General features: G+C 56.2%; 15 protein-coding genes, 1 tRNA gene and 1 pseudogene. 9 read left to right on the top strand and 8 right to left on the bottom strand.

The annotated features are described in order from the left end of the window. Window positions 1–397: 397 nt before the first annotated feature. On the bottom strand, window positions 398–592 hold the full coding sequence (locus ACR0LI_RS08145) for a hypothetical protein (protein ID WP_480718300.1): 195 nt from the start codon (window positions 590–592) through the stop codon (window positions 398–400). A 124-nt stretch (window positions 593–716) separates the two neighbouring features. Here ACR0LI_RS08145 and ACR0LI_RS08140 point away from each other — a divergent pair, with 124 nt between their 5' ends. Beyond that, a complete protein-coding gene (locus ACR0LI_RS08140; protein WP_480718299.1) occupies window positions 717–1,508 on the top strand; it encodes a hypothetical protein in 792 nt (263 codons plus the stop codon). Between the two features lie 516 nt (window positions 1,509–2,024). Here ACR0LI_RS08140 and ACR0LI_RS08135 read toward each other — a convergent pair. Further along, the gene (locus ACR0LI_RS08135; protein WP_480718298.1) at window positions 2,025–2,831 is read right to left on the bottom strand and encodes a tyrosine-type recombinase/integrase; all 807 of its coding nucleotides are present in this window, start codon (window positions 2,829–2,831) and stop codon (window positions 2,025–2,027) included. Window positions 2,832–2,915: 84 nt separating this feature from the next. Then, window positions 2,916–2,989 (bottom strand) — tRNA-Cys (locus ACR0LI_RS08130). Window positions 2,990–3,214: 225 nt separating this feature from the next. On the opposite strand from ACR0LI_RS08130, the gene ACR0LI_RS08125 reads away from it, so the two are divergent. The 3 genes from ACR0LI_RS08125 to ACR0LI_RS08115 all read left to right on the top strand — a co-directional run bounded on the left by ACR0LI_RS08125 (window position 3,215) and on the right by ACR0LI_RS08115 (window position 6,228). Beyond that, window positions 3,215–3,868, top strand: coding sequence for a protein-L-isoaspartate O-methyltransferase family protein (locus ACR0LI_RS08125; RefSeq protein ID WP_171723579.1), 654 nt, complete (start codon window positions 3,215–3,217; stop codon window positions 3,866–3,868). 94 nt (window positions 3,869–3,962) lie between these two features. After that, on the top strand, window positions 3,963–5,381 hold the full coding sequence (locus tag ACR0LI_RS08120; RefSeq protein ID WP_480718297.1) for a TolC family outer membrane protein: 1,419 nt from the start codon (window positions 3,963–3,965) through the stop codon (window positions 5,379–5,381). Window positions 5,382–5,454: 73 nt separating this feature from the next. After that, window positions 5,455–6,228, top strand: a complete 774-nt coding sequence (locus ACR0LI_RS08115; protein ID WP_480718296.1) for a hypothetical protein — start codon at window positions 5,455–5,457, stop codon at window positions 6,226–6,228. Between the two features lie 3 nt (window positions 6,229–6,231). Here ACR0LI_RS08115 and ACR0LI_RS08110 read toward each other — a convergent pair whose 3' ends face one another. Continuing rightward, window positions 6,232–7,689: a cobyric acid synthase gene (locus tag ACR0LI_RS08110; RefSeq protein WP_480718295.1), complete on the bottom strand. Its 1,458-nt coding sequence runs from the start codon at window positions 7,687–7,689 to the stop codon at window positions 6,232–6,234. A gap of 62 nt (window positions 7,690–7,751) precedes the next feature. On the opposite strand from ACR0LI_RS08110, the gene ACR0LI_RS08105 reads away from it, so the two are divergent. Further along, on the top strand, window positions 7,752–8,321 hold the full coding sequence (locus tag ACR0LI_RS08105) for a cobalamin biosynthesis protein CobQ (RefSeq protein WP_171633593.1): 570 nt from the start codon (window positions 7,752–7,754) through the stop codon (window positions 8,319–8,321). Between the two features lie 87 nt (window positions 8,322–8,408). Here ACR0LI_RS08105 and ACR0LI_RS08100 read toward each other — a convergent pair whose 3' ends face one another. After that, window positions 8,409–8,729 (bottom strand): DUF6280 family protein, encoded by a 321-nt coding sequence (locus tag ACR0LI_RS08100; RefSeq protein ID WP_037310273.1) that lies wholly within the window; start codon window positions 8,727–8,729, stop codon window positions 8,409–8,411. 218 nt (window positions 8,730–8,947) lie between these two features. Between ACR0LI_RS08100 and efp the strand changes: the two genes are divergently transcribed. Next, window positions 8,948–9,511, top strand: a complete 564-nt coding sequence (gene efp / locus ACR0LI_RS08095) for an elongation factor P (protein WP_170346480.1) — start codon at window positions 8,948–8,950, stop codon at window positions 9,509–9,511. Between the two features lie 53 nt (window positions 9,512–9,564). Here efp and ACR0LI_RS08090 read toward each other — a convergent pair whose 3' ends face one another. Beyond that, complete coding sequence (locus tag ACR0LI_RS08090; RefSeq protein ID WP_171633590.1) at window positions 9,565–10,506, bottom strand: ABC transporter transmembrane domain-containing protein; 942 nt, start codon at window positions 10,504–10,506, stop codon at window positions 9,565–9,567. Window positions 10,507–10,619: 113 nt separating this feature from the next. After that, window positions 10,620–11,357: a CAF17-like 4Fe-4S cluster assembly/insertion protein YgfZ gene (gene ygfZ / locus ACR0LI_RS08085; RefSeq protein WP_480619007.1), complete on the bottom strand. Its 738-nt coding sequence runs from the start codon at window positions 11,355–11,357 to the stop codon at window positions 10,620–10,622. A 73-nt stretch (window positions 11,358–11,430) separates the two neighbouring features. Between ygfZ and ACR0LI_RS08080 the strand changes: the two genes are divergently transcribed. Further along, complete coding sequence (locus ACR0LI_RS08080; RefSeq protein ID WP_480718294.1) at window positions 11,431–12,105, top strand: TIGR04283 family arsenosugar biosynthesis glycosyltransferase; 675 nt, start codon at window positions 11,431–11,433, stop codon at window positions 12,103–12,105. Between the two features lie 7 nt (window positions 12,106–12,112). Here the strand turns inward: ACR0LI_RS08080 and ACR0LI_RS08075 are convergent. Further along, window positions 12,113–12,868, bottom strand: a pseudogene (locus ACR0LI_RS08075) (hypothetical protein); the annotation flags it as partial. Between the two features lie 103 nt (window positions 12,869–12,971). On the opposite strand from ACR0LI_RS08075, the gene ACR0LI_RS08070 reads away from it, so the two are divergent. Both ACR0LI_RS08070 and ACR0LI_RS08065 read left to right on the top strand, forming a co-directional pair. Then, the gene (locus ACR0LI_RS08070; protein WP_480718293.1) at window positions 12,972–13,742 is read left to right on the top strand and encodes an alpha/beta hydrolase; all 771 of its coding nucleotides are present in this window, start codon (window positions 12,972–12,974) and stop codon (window positions 13,740–13,742) included. A 98-nt stretch (window positions 13,743–13,840) separates the two neighbouring features. Next, window positions 13,841–14,680: an EamA family transporter gene (locus ACR0LI_RS08065; RefSeq protein WP_480489780.1), complete on the top strand. Its 840-nt coding sequence runs from the start codon at window positions 13,841–13,843 to the stop codon at window positions 14,678–14,680. The last annotated feature ends 30 nt before the right edge of the window (window positions 14,681–14,710 follow it).

Here is a 14,710-nt window from a genome sequence, read left to right as displayed (position 1 = left end):
CCGCACGCGGTTCAGCGCGTCGAACGTATAAGCGGGCGGTATGCATGGGTCAGACGGTTCAACACAAACGGAATGTTGGCAAAAGTTCTGTTGGAGAACTTAGAACTGGCTGGTTGAACAGCGTACTCAAATGCAGGTGAACGCAAATTGGAACAGTTTGATCCAACCAGTGTAGCGACCCGTAACACACTTGCCCCATTTAGTCTGGGCAGTCCCATGGTCAGACTAAATCCCCGCGTTGCCTATCATCCCAGATTAAGGTGACGCGGGGAACTTTGATCCGACCCACGATCCGTGCCGTAACATTTTTACCCCGAAACTAACGCCCGCGTTGTTCAACTGGTTTCCCTCCGAACAATGCGGGTTTTTTGGGGATGAGGGGGTAACGAGTTTTCTGTCACCAGTGGCCGACCGGACCTTTTAATTCTGGTTCGGTCGGCAAGGTGTGTTCTGGCGGTTCCACTCCGTGCTTTTCCAGCCATTCAAAGATCGCGGCCCAATCGTCTTGCAACGACGGTGCACTGCGATACTCGCGCAACTGTTCCAGCCGACATTTCAGGTCAAAGGGAATCGTTCGCGGCCATTTTTTCATGACGCGATGTTCCTTTTTTGTTCACCTGCATGTCAATCGATATTATTACCAAGGTGGTCAATGAGGGGTTGGCAAATTACTCTTTTCAAACTAGGGCTTAGCCAATTCAACAGGTGATGAAGTCATGATGGCTTTTTTTGAGAAATTCAAAACCCTAATGGGAGTTTGGAATTGGGAATTTGCACGTACGCTTGGCGAACTCACAATTCTTACAAGAGCATCATACTTCATGTTGCTTTTTGTTCCCTTTCTCGCCGCTTTGTGGCCAACCGCACGTGGAGCCATTTCATCTTACAACGAGTACTTTGTTCTTCGGCGCATTGAAGTGGAACAAGCGATTGCGCTTAATCCAAACATATCAGTGGAAATGTTGCTTTCCGCAGAAACCGGACTTCAAAAGGTCGATCCCAATTTGCCGTTAGTATGGGCCTTGGCATTTCTTGCCTCGCTTTTTGCGGTTCTGGCTAACCTAGCTTACCAGGTTCGTGCGCCCAAACTTGTCAAACAAATGTCGAAGGAAAAGTATGTTAACGAAATAAACAAGGATTTCTTGGAGAGTCCAACAGAAGACCAAATAGACTGGGCTTTCAATTGGACCTTGAGGTTGAAAGCCGCGAGGGAGGGAAAATCTCTTTCATACGAAGGTACGCATCTTGCACTGAGCAACGTTTTTGTAGCGTGGAAGAAGGCTTCGAAACCTTTTCATGAGCAGATGAAAGACGATCGAGCTAAATTTGAAAATGTGCAACTAGTACACCGTGGCGCCAGTGCCGCATATGAGTATGCGGCGCAGGAAAATCCATGGTCAATTCTACTCGCGTCCTTTCTCTATATATTATCCGTTTTGCTGATCTTGACGATTATTTGGACGCAATCCGTTTCGGTACTCAGAGCGGCAGGGTTAATTCCGTACTAAATCTAGCCGTGAGACTTGCGCCCCACTTGATGCCGATGTGAAGCTGTTGCTAGTGTGAGTCATGACGGACACTGTAACCAGTGTCCGCCTGCTCGATTTAGTTTTGTGCTGTTGGATCAGCACGACTTGGGTCGTTGCGCTGCTACTTGTTCGAACCTGTTCGCAGCGTGACGACCAATCCTGCAATCGAAGCTATAGTTCCTAAAATGGTAATAACGTCGATCAGGTCGAGAGCGACAATGCTCATGGCATACATGCTGCCTCGCCCACCCACGTGATGCAAACTGTATGTTTTCTGGGGATAAGTCGTGGATAAATGAACTGCACCGCTACAAAACGGGGCAATCTGTCCCGTAAAAAACGTTATTAAAACAAGGGGCGGGGCAGGTTGCCCCTAGAATCACTCAAGTACCAGCATTTTTCCACAGGGACCCTTCAAATTTTCTTTCTTCCGATTGGTTTTGGGGAGCTGATACGAAGCGGGCCAAGCGTATAACCTGACCCGCATACGATCCGTCACCGATCCTCTAGAAATAGCAGCCGTTCCCAAAGGCACATGATTTCGCGTTTCTGTCGCATCCTGCGGGCGCGGTTGTACACCCTTGCGACACCGCGCGACGTTGCTGCGGCCTGATGGTTCAGCAGTCGATCCACGTCGTTTTCATCCGCGCCATAGTCACACAGATGCGATGCGAACGACCGGCGAATGTCCCTGATCTGGAACTGACGAACCGGGACGTACGCGTCCTGAAACCAGCGTTTTTTGACATGCGCCATCGTGGCGAAATCCGCGAACTGGTTCGGCATCATTCCGGCCAGAACAAACGCCCGTGGTGCCAGCGGTATGGCGTGTGTCGTACCGTTTTTGGTGTTGGGTATGATCATGGTCTGACCGTCCACCCGCTCTGGGCAGAACTGGCGCAGATCGCCTGACCGTTGCCCGGTCAGGATCAGCAGCCGCAGGAATTGCGACCATGCCGCGCCCTGATAATCCGCTGTGCTGTAGAGCAACCGAAGCTGGTCCAGCGATAGCACTTGATCACGCGGCGATTCCTTGGCACCCATCAGTGTCGGGTCCAGATCAGCCCAACCCTGCGAACGACAGTACCGCCAGAAGTGCGTGCAGGCGGATCGATACCGGTTGCGCGTGCTGGTTTTCCACCGTGACAAGGCGTTTGTCAGGTCGGGATTCGTGATCTGGTGAATCGGCTTACTTTGGAAATCCTGAAGTAACCGCTGCAATTGCAGCAGCCGTTCGTTACCGTGCTTCAGGCTGTCCAGATGGTCGGTCGTATATCGTGCGAGTGCATCGCGTATCAGCATGGGTGTTCCCCTAAATCCGTGAACATCGCCCTGCTGACAACCGTCAGGGTCATTTTCCGCAGCCGTATCAGACGGTTGCGGTAATGGAGGCGAGTACCGGAATCGAACCGGTGTACACGGATTTGCAATCCGCTGCGTCACCACTCCGCCAACTCGCCTTTTCAAGTAAAATCAAATACTTGCCGTGGTGTGCGTGGGGTTTTAGCAGCTTTCCCAAGGGGCGTCCAGAGGATTGCGCGCATTTTTGACGACCAGATTGAAATTTGCCGAAGCCCGCAACCGCAAACGCACAGGTGCAAGGGGGTTGCGTCAACAGGGCCGTTGCTGGGCGTTTCAGGATGTGGCAAAAGCCGGGTAACTTTGGGAATGACTCGAGAGATCCTATGACAGATTTCGCTGCCCGGCGCCGCACTATGGTTGATACGCAAATCCGGCCTTCGGATGTTACTAAGTTCCCGATCATTGAGGCGATGTTGAACGTCCCGCGCGAAAACTTCGTGCCTGACGCACAGCGTGAGGCCGCCTATGCCGACAGTGTGATCGATCTGGGCAACGGGCGCTGTATGCTCGAACCGAGAACGCTTGCTAAAATGCTGGATGCGCTCAACATTTCGAACGACGAGATGATTCTCGATATCGGTCCGGCGACGGGGTATTCCACTGCGGTTGCCGCGCGTATGGCGCAGTTGGTTGTTGGTGTGGAAAGCGACGACTCGCTGGCGTCCGAGGCGCAAAGCCTATTGGCTGAGGCCGATGTGGACAATGCCATTATCCACGTCGGTCCTTTGGAGCAGGGTGCGGCTGAGCACGGCCCTTACGATGCGATCATGGTGCAGGGCGGTGTTGAACGGATTCCCGACGCCCTGTTGGATCAGCTCAAGGAACATGGCCGGATTGCATGCCTGTTTGTTGAAGGCAATCTTGGAACTGTGCGGATCGGTCGAAAGACCGGAGGCCGGGTCAGCTGGAGGGATGCCTTCAACGCCAGTGCACCGATACTAGAGAGCTTTTCGGCGGAGTGTGCATTTTCGCTATAGTTCGCCGATAGATTCTGCTGGCGCCTTGATTAGTTGAAAAGAAGACCGCAAACTGCCTTCAGGGCAGTGTAATTTCGTTTGAGAGGATTTCGGTATGCGTGGTTCAGCGACAGGCAAGCTGGTCAGGGCATTCGCAGTGACCGCAGGACTTGCCATCAGCGTTATGCCAGGGCGTCCGGCGTGGGCTGATAACATAACAGACGCCTTCATCGGTGCATATAATACAAGCGGTCTGCTGGAGCAGAATCGGGCGCTTTTGCGGGCTGCGGATGAAGATGTGGCTATTGCGCTTTCAGCGTTGCGGCCAATCGTCAACTGGGCCGTGCAGGTAAGTCAAGACTACACCCGGTCGCGGGTCAATAACGTAGTCACGACGAACGAGCCGTCTAGGTTTTTTACCGGATTAACGCTTAGCCAATTAGTATATGATGGTGGGGCTTCGATTCTGGGCAAGCAATCTGCTCAGGAAACTGTTTTGGCGACCCGGCAAACCCTGATTGACATTGAACAAGAGGTCCTAATCCGTGCCGCGCGAGCGTATCTAAGCGTCTTGGAGCAGGAAGAAACAGTTGAAATTCGGCAGAATAACGTGAACGTTTCTGCGGAAGAACTCCGCGCTTCAAATGATCGGTTTGAAGTTGGCGAAGTCACCCGCACCGACGTGGCTTTGTCCGAAGCACAGCTAGCCAGTTCACAAGCGGATCTTGCGGTCGCTCGAGGCCAGTTGAGCATCGCTCAAGCCGAATACGTCAATGCGGTAGGCAACGCACCGGGTCGAACAGCGGGTCAGCCGAACCTGCCCAACCTGCCGCGTTCGGAGGCGGAAGCCGTTAGTTTGGCGCAACGCAACCATCCCGCGATTCTCTCAGCGCAGCATCAGGTTCGCGCGAGGGATCTAATCGTGGAGCAACAAAGGGCTAACTTGGGTCCGAATGTGTCGCTTGACGCTGATGCAGGTGTTACTGAACGCTATGATAACAGCGATTATGTCAACGATGCGAGCATCTCGTTGACTTTCCGGCAGCCGATCTATGCCGGTGGTCGCTTGGCAGCAAATGTACGGCGTGCGATGGCGGTACGTGATGCCGACCGCGCGAACCTACTAAACGTGCAGAAGAACATCACTCAAGGTGTCACTGACCGCTACGCAGCGTTTCAGGCGGCCAGCGCAAGCTTGAGAGCATCAACAGAACAAGTTCGTGCGTCACAGGTCGCTTTTGACGGGATCAGGGAAGAAGCCACCTTGGGTGCACGAACAACTCTAGATGTTCTGAACGCTCAGCAAGATCTTCTGGACGCGCAACTCACAGAAGTGAGATCCCGAACTGAACGGACTCGAGCAGCGTACGAACTGTTGCAGGCTCAGGGTCTGCTGACGGCTGAACGTCTGGGTTTGGCGGTGCAGATCTACGATCCGACCTTGTATTACAACCTGGTTAAAAAAGCGCCAGCACGGGTCAGCAAACAGAGCAAAGATCTGGATCGCGTCCTCAAAGCGTTGCGTCGGGACTGATCGACCATACTATTTGTTGTGAGGTTGAGATTGTTTGGCTACACTCGATCCAAGGATAGAGCGGTAGAGAACAATGACTGATAACGTCGTAAAAGCAGGGATCGAAGACGTTCTGTCTTCGGTCAAACGTCTGGTAAGCGAAGACAACCGCGATAAATCCGTCTCGGATCAACAGGGTGCTACGCGAAAGCCGGGGCGTTTGGTGCTGACGGACGCGCTGCGCATCAGCAAACCTGCTCAGCCCGAGATCATGCCCGCCAAGCCGTCTGCTGATGTTGCCGACTCGGCCAAGCCGATGCTGCTGCGTGCCTGCGACATCGTCAGGGCAGGTGATCCTGCCAACACTGCGGATGACGCGACCGAGGGACATTCCGCGGCAACCGGCTCAGCCGATGATCCCGCGATCAGTCTGAGTGCCAAGATCGAAGCGCTGGAAGCGGCGATTGCGCAAACCGAGGATCAATGGGAGCCGGATGGCGACAGCGCAGACGCCTATTCCGGCACACCGACGCATTCCCTGCCGTGGAACGTCGAAGAGGAGTTTGCGGCCGCAAGGACCGTCGTTCTGACTGATCAGGAAGATACGGACGATCCGCAGCCCGAGTCCGCTTCAGTACAAAACGCAGAGTTCATCCGGGCGGGACGACCGGCTGAATCCGATCGTGCCACTGAAGTCGTTGAAAACGTTTCGGCAACGGATTGGGATGAAGAAACATTGCGTGAGCTGATCGCGGAAGTTGTCCGCCAGGAGTTGCAAGGCGCGATGGGCGAGCGGATCACGCGAAACGTGCGCAAAATGGTGCGGCGGGAAATCGCGCGCGCGCTCGCCGCGAAAGATCTGGGATAAGATTCAACCGCGCTGTGGTGGCTGGGCCAGGCTCAGCATCCGGTCAAGATTCATGTGGCGCTCCAGATGATCGGCCAGATCATCCAGCGCCTGCTCTACACCGTCTTCGTAGGCAATGTCCGACGTCACGCCCAGCGTTGACAAATAACGGGCACGAAATGCGTCTGACGAGAAAATTCCATGCAGATAGCTGCCCTTGACCCGACCGTTGCTGCTGGCGGCGCCTTCTGGTCTGCCTTCGACCTCAAGCCATGCGCGGGCGCGGTCCGGGCCGTCGGTATGGCCCATGTGGATTTCGTATCCGCTGACCGGTTCTCGGTCTGGCAGGGCATGGGCGGAACGCAGGATGACCTGTTTCTGCCCGCCCATTACGGTATCGACGTTCAGCAACCCCAATCCATCAACTTTGCCCGGCCGGCCGTCCACGCCATCAGGATCGGAAATGGTCTTGCCCAGCATCTGATAGCCGCCGCACAACCCAAGGACATGTCCACCGCGGCGAACATGTGCATACAGGTCGATATCCCAGCCCTGTGCACGAAAATAGCTCAGATCTCCGATCGTGGACTTGCTGCCGGGAAGCAGAACCAGATCCGCATCGCCGGGCAGGGGACGTCCGCCTGGAATGACCTCGACGCTCACGCCGGGCTCGGCGGACAACGGATCGAGATCGTCGAAATTGGCCATACGCTCCAGTTGGGGCACAACGACCTTGCACACGCCGCCGGTATGGGAACGGATGTCCATCATGTCTTCGGCCGGCAGTTTCCAGGCGTCGTGAAACCAGGGCACGACCCCAAGGCAGGGCCAGCCTGTTCGGGCCGAGATGTCATCACGCCCTTCGTCAAACAGGGACACGTCGCCCTTGAAGCGGTTGATGGCAAAACCCCTGATCTGCGCCACGTCGCCTTCGTCCAGAACGGCCTGAGTACCGACGATCTGCGCAATCACTCCGCCACGATGAATGTCCCCGACCAGTACAACAGGGATGTCCGCTGCACGGGCAAATCCCATATTGGCGATGTCACCTTTGCGCAGATTGGTCTCAGCCGGGCTGCCAGCGCCCTCGATCAGAACCAGATCAGCGTCGGCGCAAAGCCTGTCAAAGCTTTCCAGCGCTGCGCCCAGCAGCTTGGATTTGTCCTTGCGATAGTCACCGGCCTTCATCGTGCCAGCGCGCTGCCCCTGAACGATAATCTGCGCGCCGGTATCCGTCTCGGGTTTGAGCAGAATAGGGTTCATGTCCGTGTGTGTTGCCCGCTTTGCCGCACGGGCCTGAAGGGCTTGTGCGCGGCCAATTTCGCCACCGTTTTCGGTGACGGCTGCATTGTTCGACATGTTTTGTGGTTTGAACGGCGCGACCCGAAGGCCCCGGCGCGTGTAGGCGCGTGCCAGCCCCGCCACCAGAACCGATTTTCCGACATTGCTGCCGGTCCCTTGAATCATGATGGCGCGAACCATGCCTTGTCTCCTATAAGTCTGGGCGCAGATGATCTGATTTGAGCCGAAAGGGAAAGCCCCGGATGAATACGCCTGCGCATCTTTTGATCGGGGCTGCCGTGTTTGCCCGGCCGCCGCAAGGACGTATCCTCTGGGCTGCGCTGCTGGGAGCGTTATTGCCGGATCTGTCCCTGTATGTCATGGCGGGCGTGTCCCTGTTTGTTCTGAGCATCCCTGAGCAGGTGGTCTTCGGGCAGCTTTACTTTTCCCCGGCGTGGCAGACCGTATTCGCCATAGACAATTCCTTTATCCTCTGGGGGCTGGCATTCCTGCTGGCAGTCTGGAGAGGTTGGCACGTTCTGGCTGTCGGTGCAGCGGCGGGTCTGTTGCATCTAGCGACAGATTTCCTGCTTCATGCGGGCGACGGACGGCCACAGTTCTGGCCCATCAGCGACTGGGTGTTCAGCAGCCCTGTCAGCTATTGGGACAGCGACTATCATGCTTTGTGGGTGGCTCCGGTGTCAGCCTTTGTCTGTCTGGCCGCATATGTTCTGCTTTGGCAGCGTGGATTGCCGGTCTGGGGCAAAGCCCTGTTCGCGACCATGCTGGCAGCTGAATTCTGGGTGGTGCGGCAATGGCTGTTGTTCTTTTGAGCCATTGGCTTCTTACCTGACGATCAGGCATAGAAAAACGCGCTCTGATAGGCAGAGCGCGTTTGTTCAATCCAAATCTACTTTGGTTCAGGCAGCTTCAGCCTGCTGTGCGGCGTTGCGACGCTCGCTTTCCTCGCGTGACAATGCGACTGAGGTGCGCACGCCACGGCCAACGAACTCCATCAGCCCGCTGACAACCCGTTCGTTCGGGTCAATGCCTGCGCAGGACAGAACTTCGCGCCCATCGCGCGAACGCGCCCAGCGGGCGATTTGTTCGGGGCCATTGCCGTATTTCTTGTCATCGGCGATAGCATCATCAAGCGCAGCCAGGACAACGGCCGCGAAAAGTTTGCGCGCACGATTGCCTTGCTCATTGTTAAAGGCAGTGCCGTCAACGAAATCTCTCATCTCGTCTTCCTTGTTGTTCTTGCTCTTGCATTTTCGGCGTGAGGGTCCTTATGACCGATTAGGTGCGATTCGGATACAGCTAATATGCATAGTTGCGTTGCGTCACTTGCATGGCTTGCTGCACCTGCAGCACTAGGTGTCGTTGTCTTGTCAGGTGTGTTCCCGCCAGATATAGGGACCGCAACTGATGCATCAACCGTTTGTGAAGGATTTATGTAATGCCCAAGATAAATGGGAACGAAATTCGCCCCGGCAATGTGCTTGAGCATAACGGTGGCCTGTGGGCAGCGGTCAAAGTTGACCATGTAAAGCCGGGCAAAGGTGGGGCTTTTGCACAGGTGGAACTGCGCAACCTGCGCAATGGCTCGAAATTGAACGAACGCTTCCGCTCGGCGGACAAGGTCGAACGCGTGCGTCTGGAGCAGAAGGATCAGCAATTCCTGTACGAATCCGACGGGATGCTGGTGTTCATGGATTCAGAAACCTACGAACAGATTGAATTACCAGCAGAATTGCTGGGTGACCGTCGTCCGTTTCTGCAAGATGGCATGACCATTGTTGTCGAATTCTACGAAAGCGAGGCGCTGAACGCGACGCTGCCGCAGAAAGTGACCTGCAAGATCGTCGAGACCGAACCGGTCGTAAAGGGCCAGACGGCGGCAAACTCGTTCAAGCCCGCGCTGCTGGACAATGGCGTGAAAGTCATGGTTCCCCCCTTCATCGGCCAGGACGAAATGATCGTCGTGAACACGGAAACGATGGAATATTCCGAACGCGCGTGACGTTTCGTCACTTTTTATAAGAGACCGGGCAGGCATTCGCCGCGCGGTCTTTTTTATGCGTTAGGGCGATAACGATACCGTGTTGGGTCGGGGCCAAACAATTCCAGCATCAGTTCATATTTGATGCGATTGGCACTGACCTGACGATAGAATGCGATCAAAAAGGCAGTGGGTCCTTGAATGCGGCTGAGCCCACTGGTGGCGGCCACCACGGTGCCCACATCCGTTTTGCCCTGCAGGACCAGATATCCCCCCAGCATCAGGATACCGACGGTGCCGGCACCGTTGATCACGCTCAGCAGGAACTTTGCCGACAGTTTCCATAGGAACATCCGCCGCCGCGTGTCGTAAATGTCATCAAACATGGTGTTGATATCCCGCTCGACGGCTTCGATATCCTCGGTCGTCAGCCGGTCGGTGGCACCGCGCAGAATGCGAACCCGTTCCGCCACGAAAGTGTTCACTTTGCGCTGCGAGACCAGAACGATGATGATTTGCGGCACGATCATTGACAACGCAATCAACCCCAGACCTGGTTGCGTGGACGAGATATAGCCGATCACACTGATCAGCGTTCCAATCTGAACGACCGGATCCGAAAAAGCTCCACCGGCAAACTTGCCCAACTCTTCGGCTTCGGCCGAAATGGCGGTGGTCATGGTGCCTTTGCGCAGGCCTTCGTCAGAATCCTTCAGGTCGGTCGAACGCCAAAGCAGGCGTTGGCGGATCAGCCGGATCATGTCTTCGCCCAAGGTTCCGGCGCGATAGCTTAGTACCCATTTCAGGGCGAGGCTCAGCAGGATGACGGCCATCATGCCGATGCCCAGCTGGATCAGTTTTTCAGTCCCGACATCGTCGGATGTCAGGTGGTTGACGATGTCGCGCTGAAACTCAAGCGGCACGGCGGCAAGGCCCGCAATTGCGACGGACAGCATGATGAGGATGATCTGCCGCCCCGCACTGGCGCGCCAGATCGCGGAATAAAGTCGAAACATGCGGGTATCCGGTTCGTCCTGTTTGCCTGCACTTTGGCAGTGCAGGACAACGGGTTCAAACTTTTCGATACAAGCTGATGCGCGGGTCGTGCCGATTTGGCAACAAGGTGGGCTCAGTCCTCCAGCCGCACCGTGGCGTCTGCGGCCTGCATCTCAGGGCCTGCGCGATCAAATCGCAGATACGCGATCCCGTTTCCGCCGGCCTGTGTGTACAATGTTCCGACAGGTTTGCCATTTGCACTGATCTCGGTCCTCACCGGGGCCGAGCCCTGGACAACGACGCGTCGCAGACCTTTGCGCAATTCGGTTTTGTGCTTCATGCGCGCGGTCACTTCCTGCCCGACATAACATCCTTTTTTGAAATCCACGCCATTCAGCGCTTCGAACCCGGATTCCAGGATGTAACTGTCCGGGGTCAGTTCAATGCCTGACTCGGGAATGCAGTGCTGGACGCGCAGTGCATCCCAGTCGGTTCCGTCATCGCCCTCGGGTTCGGGGGAGTAGTTGCGCCAGCCCATCTCCGGGTGGCGGGGATCGGGCAGGGCGGTTTCCGGCGCAGCCTTGGTGCCGCGTTGCAGGTTCAGATCGGTTCCCTCGATCGTCACATCCGCACGCAGCTTGTACATCGTCAGACGTTTGACCAGATCATCCGCAAGGTGTTCGGCCACATCCAGAAGAACTCCGTCGTCATCTCGTTTCAGGAAGAAATCCGCCAGGTACTTTCCCTGCGGAGTAAGCAGAGCGGCATAGACCAGCCCGTTGTCCAACCCCTTAATGTCGTTGGTAATCAGATCCTGCAAAAAGCTTTCGGTATCCGAGCCGGACAGGCGCAGAATGCGGCGGGTGGGCATGGCTTGGTCCTCGTCATTTCCTCAGGCCTCGTGATATAGGAAGTTCCGATGCCAAGACCAGAGGTTATCAGACGTGCCCGCGCCTATTACCGTCGTGATCCCGACCCTCAACGCTGCCGACGCTTTGCCCGAATGTCTTGGGGCTTTGATGGAAGGGGTGCATGCCGGGTTGATCCGGGAATTGATCATCAGCGATGCCTGCTCAACCGATCACACGCCGGATATTGCGGAAGAGGCCGGTGCGATGGTCGTGACCGGCCCGCCATCCCGAGGCGGCCAGTTGCGCCGAGGGTGCGCGCAGGCCAAAGGGGATTGGCTGCTGATTCTTCATGCCGATTCAGTGCTGCAAAAGGGGTGGAGCGAGACCGTCAGCGCCCACCTGCCGTCAGCCAAACCTGCCGCGTTTCAGCTGGCGTTCCGCGCGCGCGGGATCGCGCCGGCCTGGGTGGCTGGCTGGGCCAATCTGCGCAGCAGGATGCTGGGATTGCCTTACGGAGATCAGGGATTGCTGGTTCCGCGTCACACCTATCAAGCGGCAGGCGGGTTTCCCGACCAGCCGTTGATGGAAGATGTGGCTTTGGTGCGCGCGTTGCCAAAGGTAACGGTTCTGAACACACGCGCCTTTACGAGTGCGGAGCGGTATGAGCGGACGGGGTGGTTTCGGCGCGGTGCTCGGAACCTGTGGACTCTTCTGCGTTACTTTCTTGGGGCTGACCCGCAAGTTTTGGCGCAGACGTATCGTCGCTGAGCGTGGTGCGCAGCTCGACCACGGATTTCCCGAGCCGAAATGGTGCCGCAAAACTGACAAGGCATAGGGCCACGATTTGCAGAACAAGAATATGAGCATTGTCCTGCAGGTATTCCCATTCTTCTTTCAGCTTCCCGACCTGCGCGATCAGGTCATCGTAGCTCTGCGCAAGTATCAGATAGTCGCCCGCAATCGCGGGAACCTTGCGACGCATGTTGTCAATGGCGGTCTGTGTGCTTTCGTCCAGTGATGTGAAGACAAGGAACTGGTCGATGTCAAAGGCATCGGCCTTGGCGGCCATGTCACGTATTTCGTCCATTTCGTCCCTGGACTGACCCCCAACCAGGAAGTGAAGCCCCTGTAGGGGGGCCACTTCGTTCGTAACCGCGATGAACAGGGGCAGTTCCGAGTTGCTGGCGGTCGAAGCTGAAAGAAATTCAACCTTTTCGCATAAAACGGCGGTATCCGGATCAAAGGCCGGATCACAGAACCGCAGGCGGAACCGGGCCGCATCCCTGTCAAATGCCAGCGTCGCGGCATAGGCCACGTCGATCTGCCGGTCCAGTCGCGAGCTGTCCGAGGTGTAAAGCCCGGCCAAAACAGCGACCAATGCCCCGATGCCACCCAGCACAACCCATACCAGATCAGCCAGTTTCCACGCCCGGTGCCCTGCCGGTTTGCGAAACAGAAAGGCAGTGCCGATAGAGCCGATGACAAAGAACAGGATCAGCAGGGGTAATTGATTGTCGGTCACAAAACTCATGGGTCCAATCTTAGGACCTGTGCTTCGACCTGCAACAGGGATCACGGGCAGTTGTAACGTCTTACCATATACCCATACTGGAAACAGCGCAGGGGGGACTTCGATGACCAAAGAAATCGTTCTTATCCACGGAGCATTTGCCGGACCTTGGTGCATGCAGGATTACGCGGCCTTCTTTCGGGACCGAGGTTGGTCGGTTCACGTTCCTGCCTTGCGGTACCACGACGGTGATCCGAAAGCGGACCCCGACCCGGGTCTGACCGATACTAGTGTCATGGACTACACCAACGACATCGCCGATTTTGTAAAAGGACTGGATCGCAAACCTGTCATTTTGGGGCATGCCATTGCTGGGGTGGTGGCACAGCAAGTGGCGTCTTGTGGTTTGGCCAGTGCCATCGTTTTGATCAATCCCAATGCGCCTTGGGGCACCTTGCCCGAAACCGATGATGAACGCGCTGTACCGCGCACCTTGATGGAAGGCGGCCCATTCTGGAAGCAGCCGATGCGGGTCGGGTTCGATTTGATGGCCCCGTTTGCTCTGAACAAGATGGATGAGGCGCAACAACACGCTGTTTTCGACCGATTGGGCGCAGAAAGCGGGCGCGTGATGTTTGAAATGTTCTTTTGGATGTTTGATGACCATCACGCAATCAAGGTTGATTTCGACAAGGTTGACTGCCCGGTTCTGGTGGTCTCGGGTGCCGAAGACAGGGCTGTTAACCCCGATACCTGCCGCGCACTGGCAGCGCGCTATGGGGATCGCGGAACCTTTTTGCTGGTCGAAGACCATGCGCATTTCCTGTTCATGGAGCCGGGTTGGGAAGGGCCGGCCTCGATGATCGAGACTTGGATGACAACCCAGGTGACCTGAAACGGGCTTGACAACAATCCACCCTCTGCAGACATGGCGCCAAGTGAATAGGGCAGTTGACCCTTTTGGCGCGAAACCTCTGCGGGAAAGGTCCGGACATGACCCTGTTCGTTGTCCTTATTATTCTTTCGGCTGCTTTGCTGCACGCGGTGTGGAATGCAATCGTGAAGACAGCGGCTGATCGAACCACGATGCTGGGTTTGGTCGCTCTGGGTCAAGTGCTGCCTGCGGCGGTCATGGTGATGCTGCTGCCGCTGCCAAACCCAGAGAGCTTTATTTACATCCTGCTCTCGACCGTTGTGCATTTCGGTTATTATTTCATGCTGGGTAAAGCCTATCAGCACGGTGATCTGAGTGTGGTCTACCCCATCGCCCGTGGGATTGTCCCGGCGCTGGTTTCGCTTTGGGCAATGGTCCTGGTCGGAGAAGTGCTGCCTTTTCAGGCCTGGACAGGTATCGCCCTGATTGCCGTGGGCATCCAGCTGAGCAGTTGGAAAGCTCTGCGCTCGGGCGTTGGGCGCAATGCACTGATGTTTGCGCTGGGCACCGGGTTCTGCATTTCGATCTATTCGGTCGTTGACGGGATCGGTGTTCGGCTGTCGGGCAACACGCTCAGCTATTGGGTATGGGGGGCGTTTCTGCACCTGTTCATTGCCGGGTTTGTCGGAGTTCGGAAACGTGCGACCTTAAAAGACCTGCCGGCCAAAGTATGGATGATCGGCATTCTTGGCGGGCTGGTATCGATGACAGCTTATGGTCTGGTGCTGTACGCCAAGAATTTTGCACCGCTGGGCGCGGTTTCGGCGCTGCGGGAAACTTCGGTCATCTTTGCCGCACTGATCGGGTTCGTATTCCTCAAGGAAGGGAACTGGGCGCGACGGTTGGGTGCCGCGGTGCTCATGGCCATGGGTGTCGCTCTGATCGGAATGACAGTCTGATCCGGCGGAAAAGCCTCGGGCGACAGTGAT

The sequence above is a fragment of the Ruegeria sp. CL7 genome, assembly GCF_056536445.1.
This window is presented reverse-complemented; position numbering and strand designations above follow the sequence as displayed.

What these genes read in the sequence shown, in the direction of transcription:
- ACR0LI_RS08145 (WP_480718300.1), bottom strand. Translation starts at nt 592, where the DNA reads ATGAAAAAATGGCCGCGAACGATTCCCTTTGACCTGAAATGTCGGCTG.
- ACR0LI_RS08140 (WP_480718299.1), top strand. Translation starts at nt 717, where the DNA reads ATGATGGCTTTTTTTGAGAAATTCAAAACCCTAATGGGAGTTTGGAAT.
- ACR0LI_RS08135 (WP_480718298.1), bottom strand. Translation starts at nt 2,831, where the DNA reads ATGCTGATACGCGATGCACTCGCACGATATACGACCGACCATCTGGAC.
- ACR0LI_RS08125 (WP_171723579.1), top strand. Translation starts at nt 3,215, where the DNA reads ATGACAGATTTCGCTGCCCGGCGCCGCACTATGGTTGATACGCAAATC.
- ACR0LI_RS08120 (WP_480718297.1), top strand. Translation starts at nt 3,963, where the DNA reads ATGCGTGGTTCAGCGACAGGCAAGCTGGTCAGGGCATTCGCAGTGACC.
- ACR0LI_RS08115 (WP_480718296.1), top strand. Translation starts at nt 5,455, where the DNA reads ATGACTGATAACGTCGTAAAAGCAGGGATCGAAGACGTTCTGTCTTCG.
- ACR0LI_RS08110 (WP_480718295.1), bottom strand. Translation starts at nt 7,689, where the DNA reads ATGGTTCGCGCCATCATGATTCAAGGGACCGGCAGCAATGTCGGAAAA.
- ACR0LI_RS08105 (WP_171633593.1), top strand. Translation starts at nt 7,752, where the DNA reads ATGAATACGCCTGCGCATCTTTTGATCGGGGCTGCCGTGTTTGCCCGG.
- ACR0LI_RS08100 (WP_037310273.1), bottom strand. Translation starts at nt 8,729, where the DNA reads ATGAGAGATTTCGTTGACGGCACTGCCTTTAACAATGAGCAAGGCAAT.
- efp (WP_170346480.1), top strand. Translation starts at nt 8,948, where the DNA reads ATGCCCAAGATAAATGGGAACGAAATTCGCCCCGGCAATGTGCTTGAG.
- ACR0LI_RS08090 (WP_171633590.1), bottom strand. Translation starts at nt 10,506, where the DNA reads ATGTTTCGACTTTATTCCGCGATCTGGCGCGCCAGTGCGGGGCGGCAG.
- ygfZ (WP_480619007.1), bottom strand. Translation starts at nt 11,357, where the DNA reads ATGCCCACCCGCCGCATTCTGCGCCTGTCCGGCTCGGATACCGAAAGC.
- ACR0LI_RS08070 (WP_480718293.1), top strand. Translation starts at nt 12,972, where the DNA reads ATGACCAAAGAAATCGTTCTTATCCACGGAGCATTTGCCGGACCTTGG.
- ACR0LI_RS08065 (WP_480489780.1), top strand. Translation starts at nt 13,841, where the DNA reads ATGACCCTGTTCGTTGTCCTTATTATTCTTTCGGCTGCTTTGCTGCAC.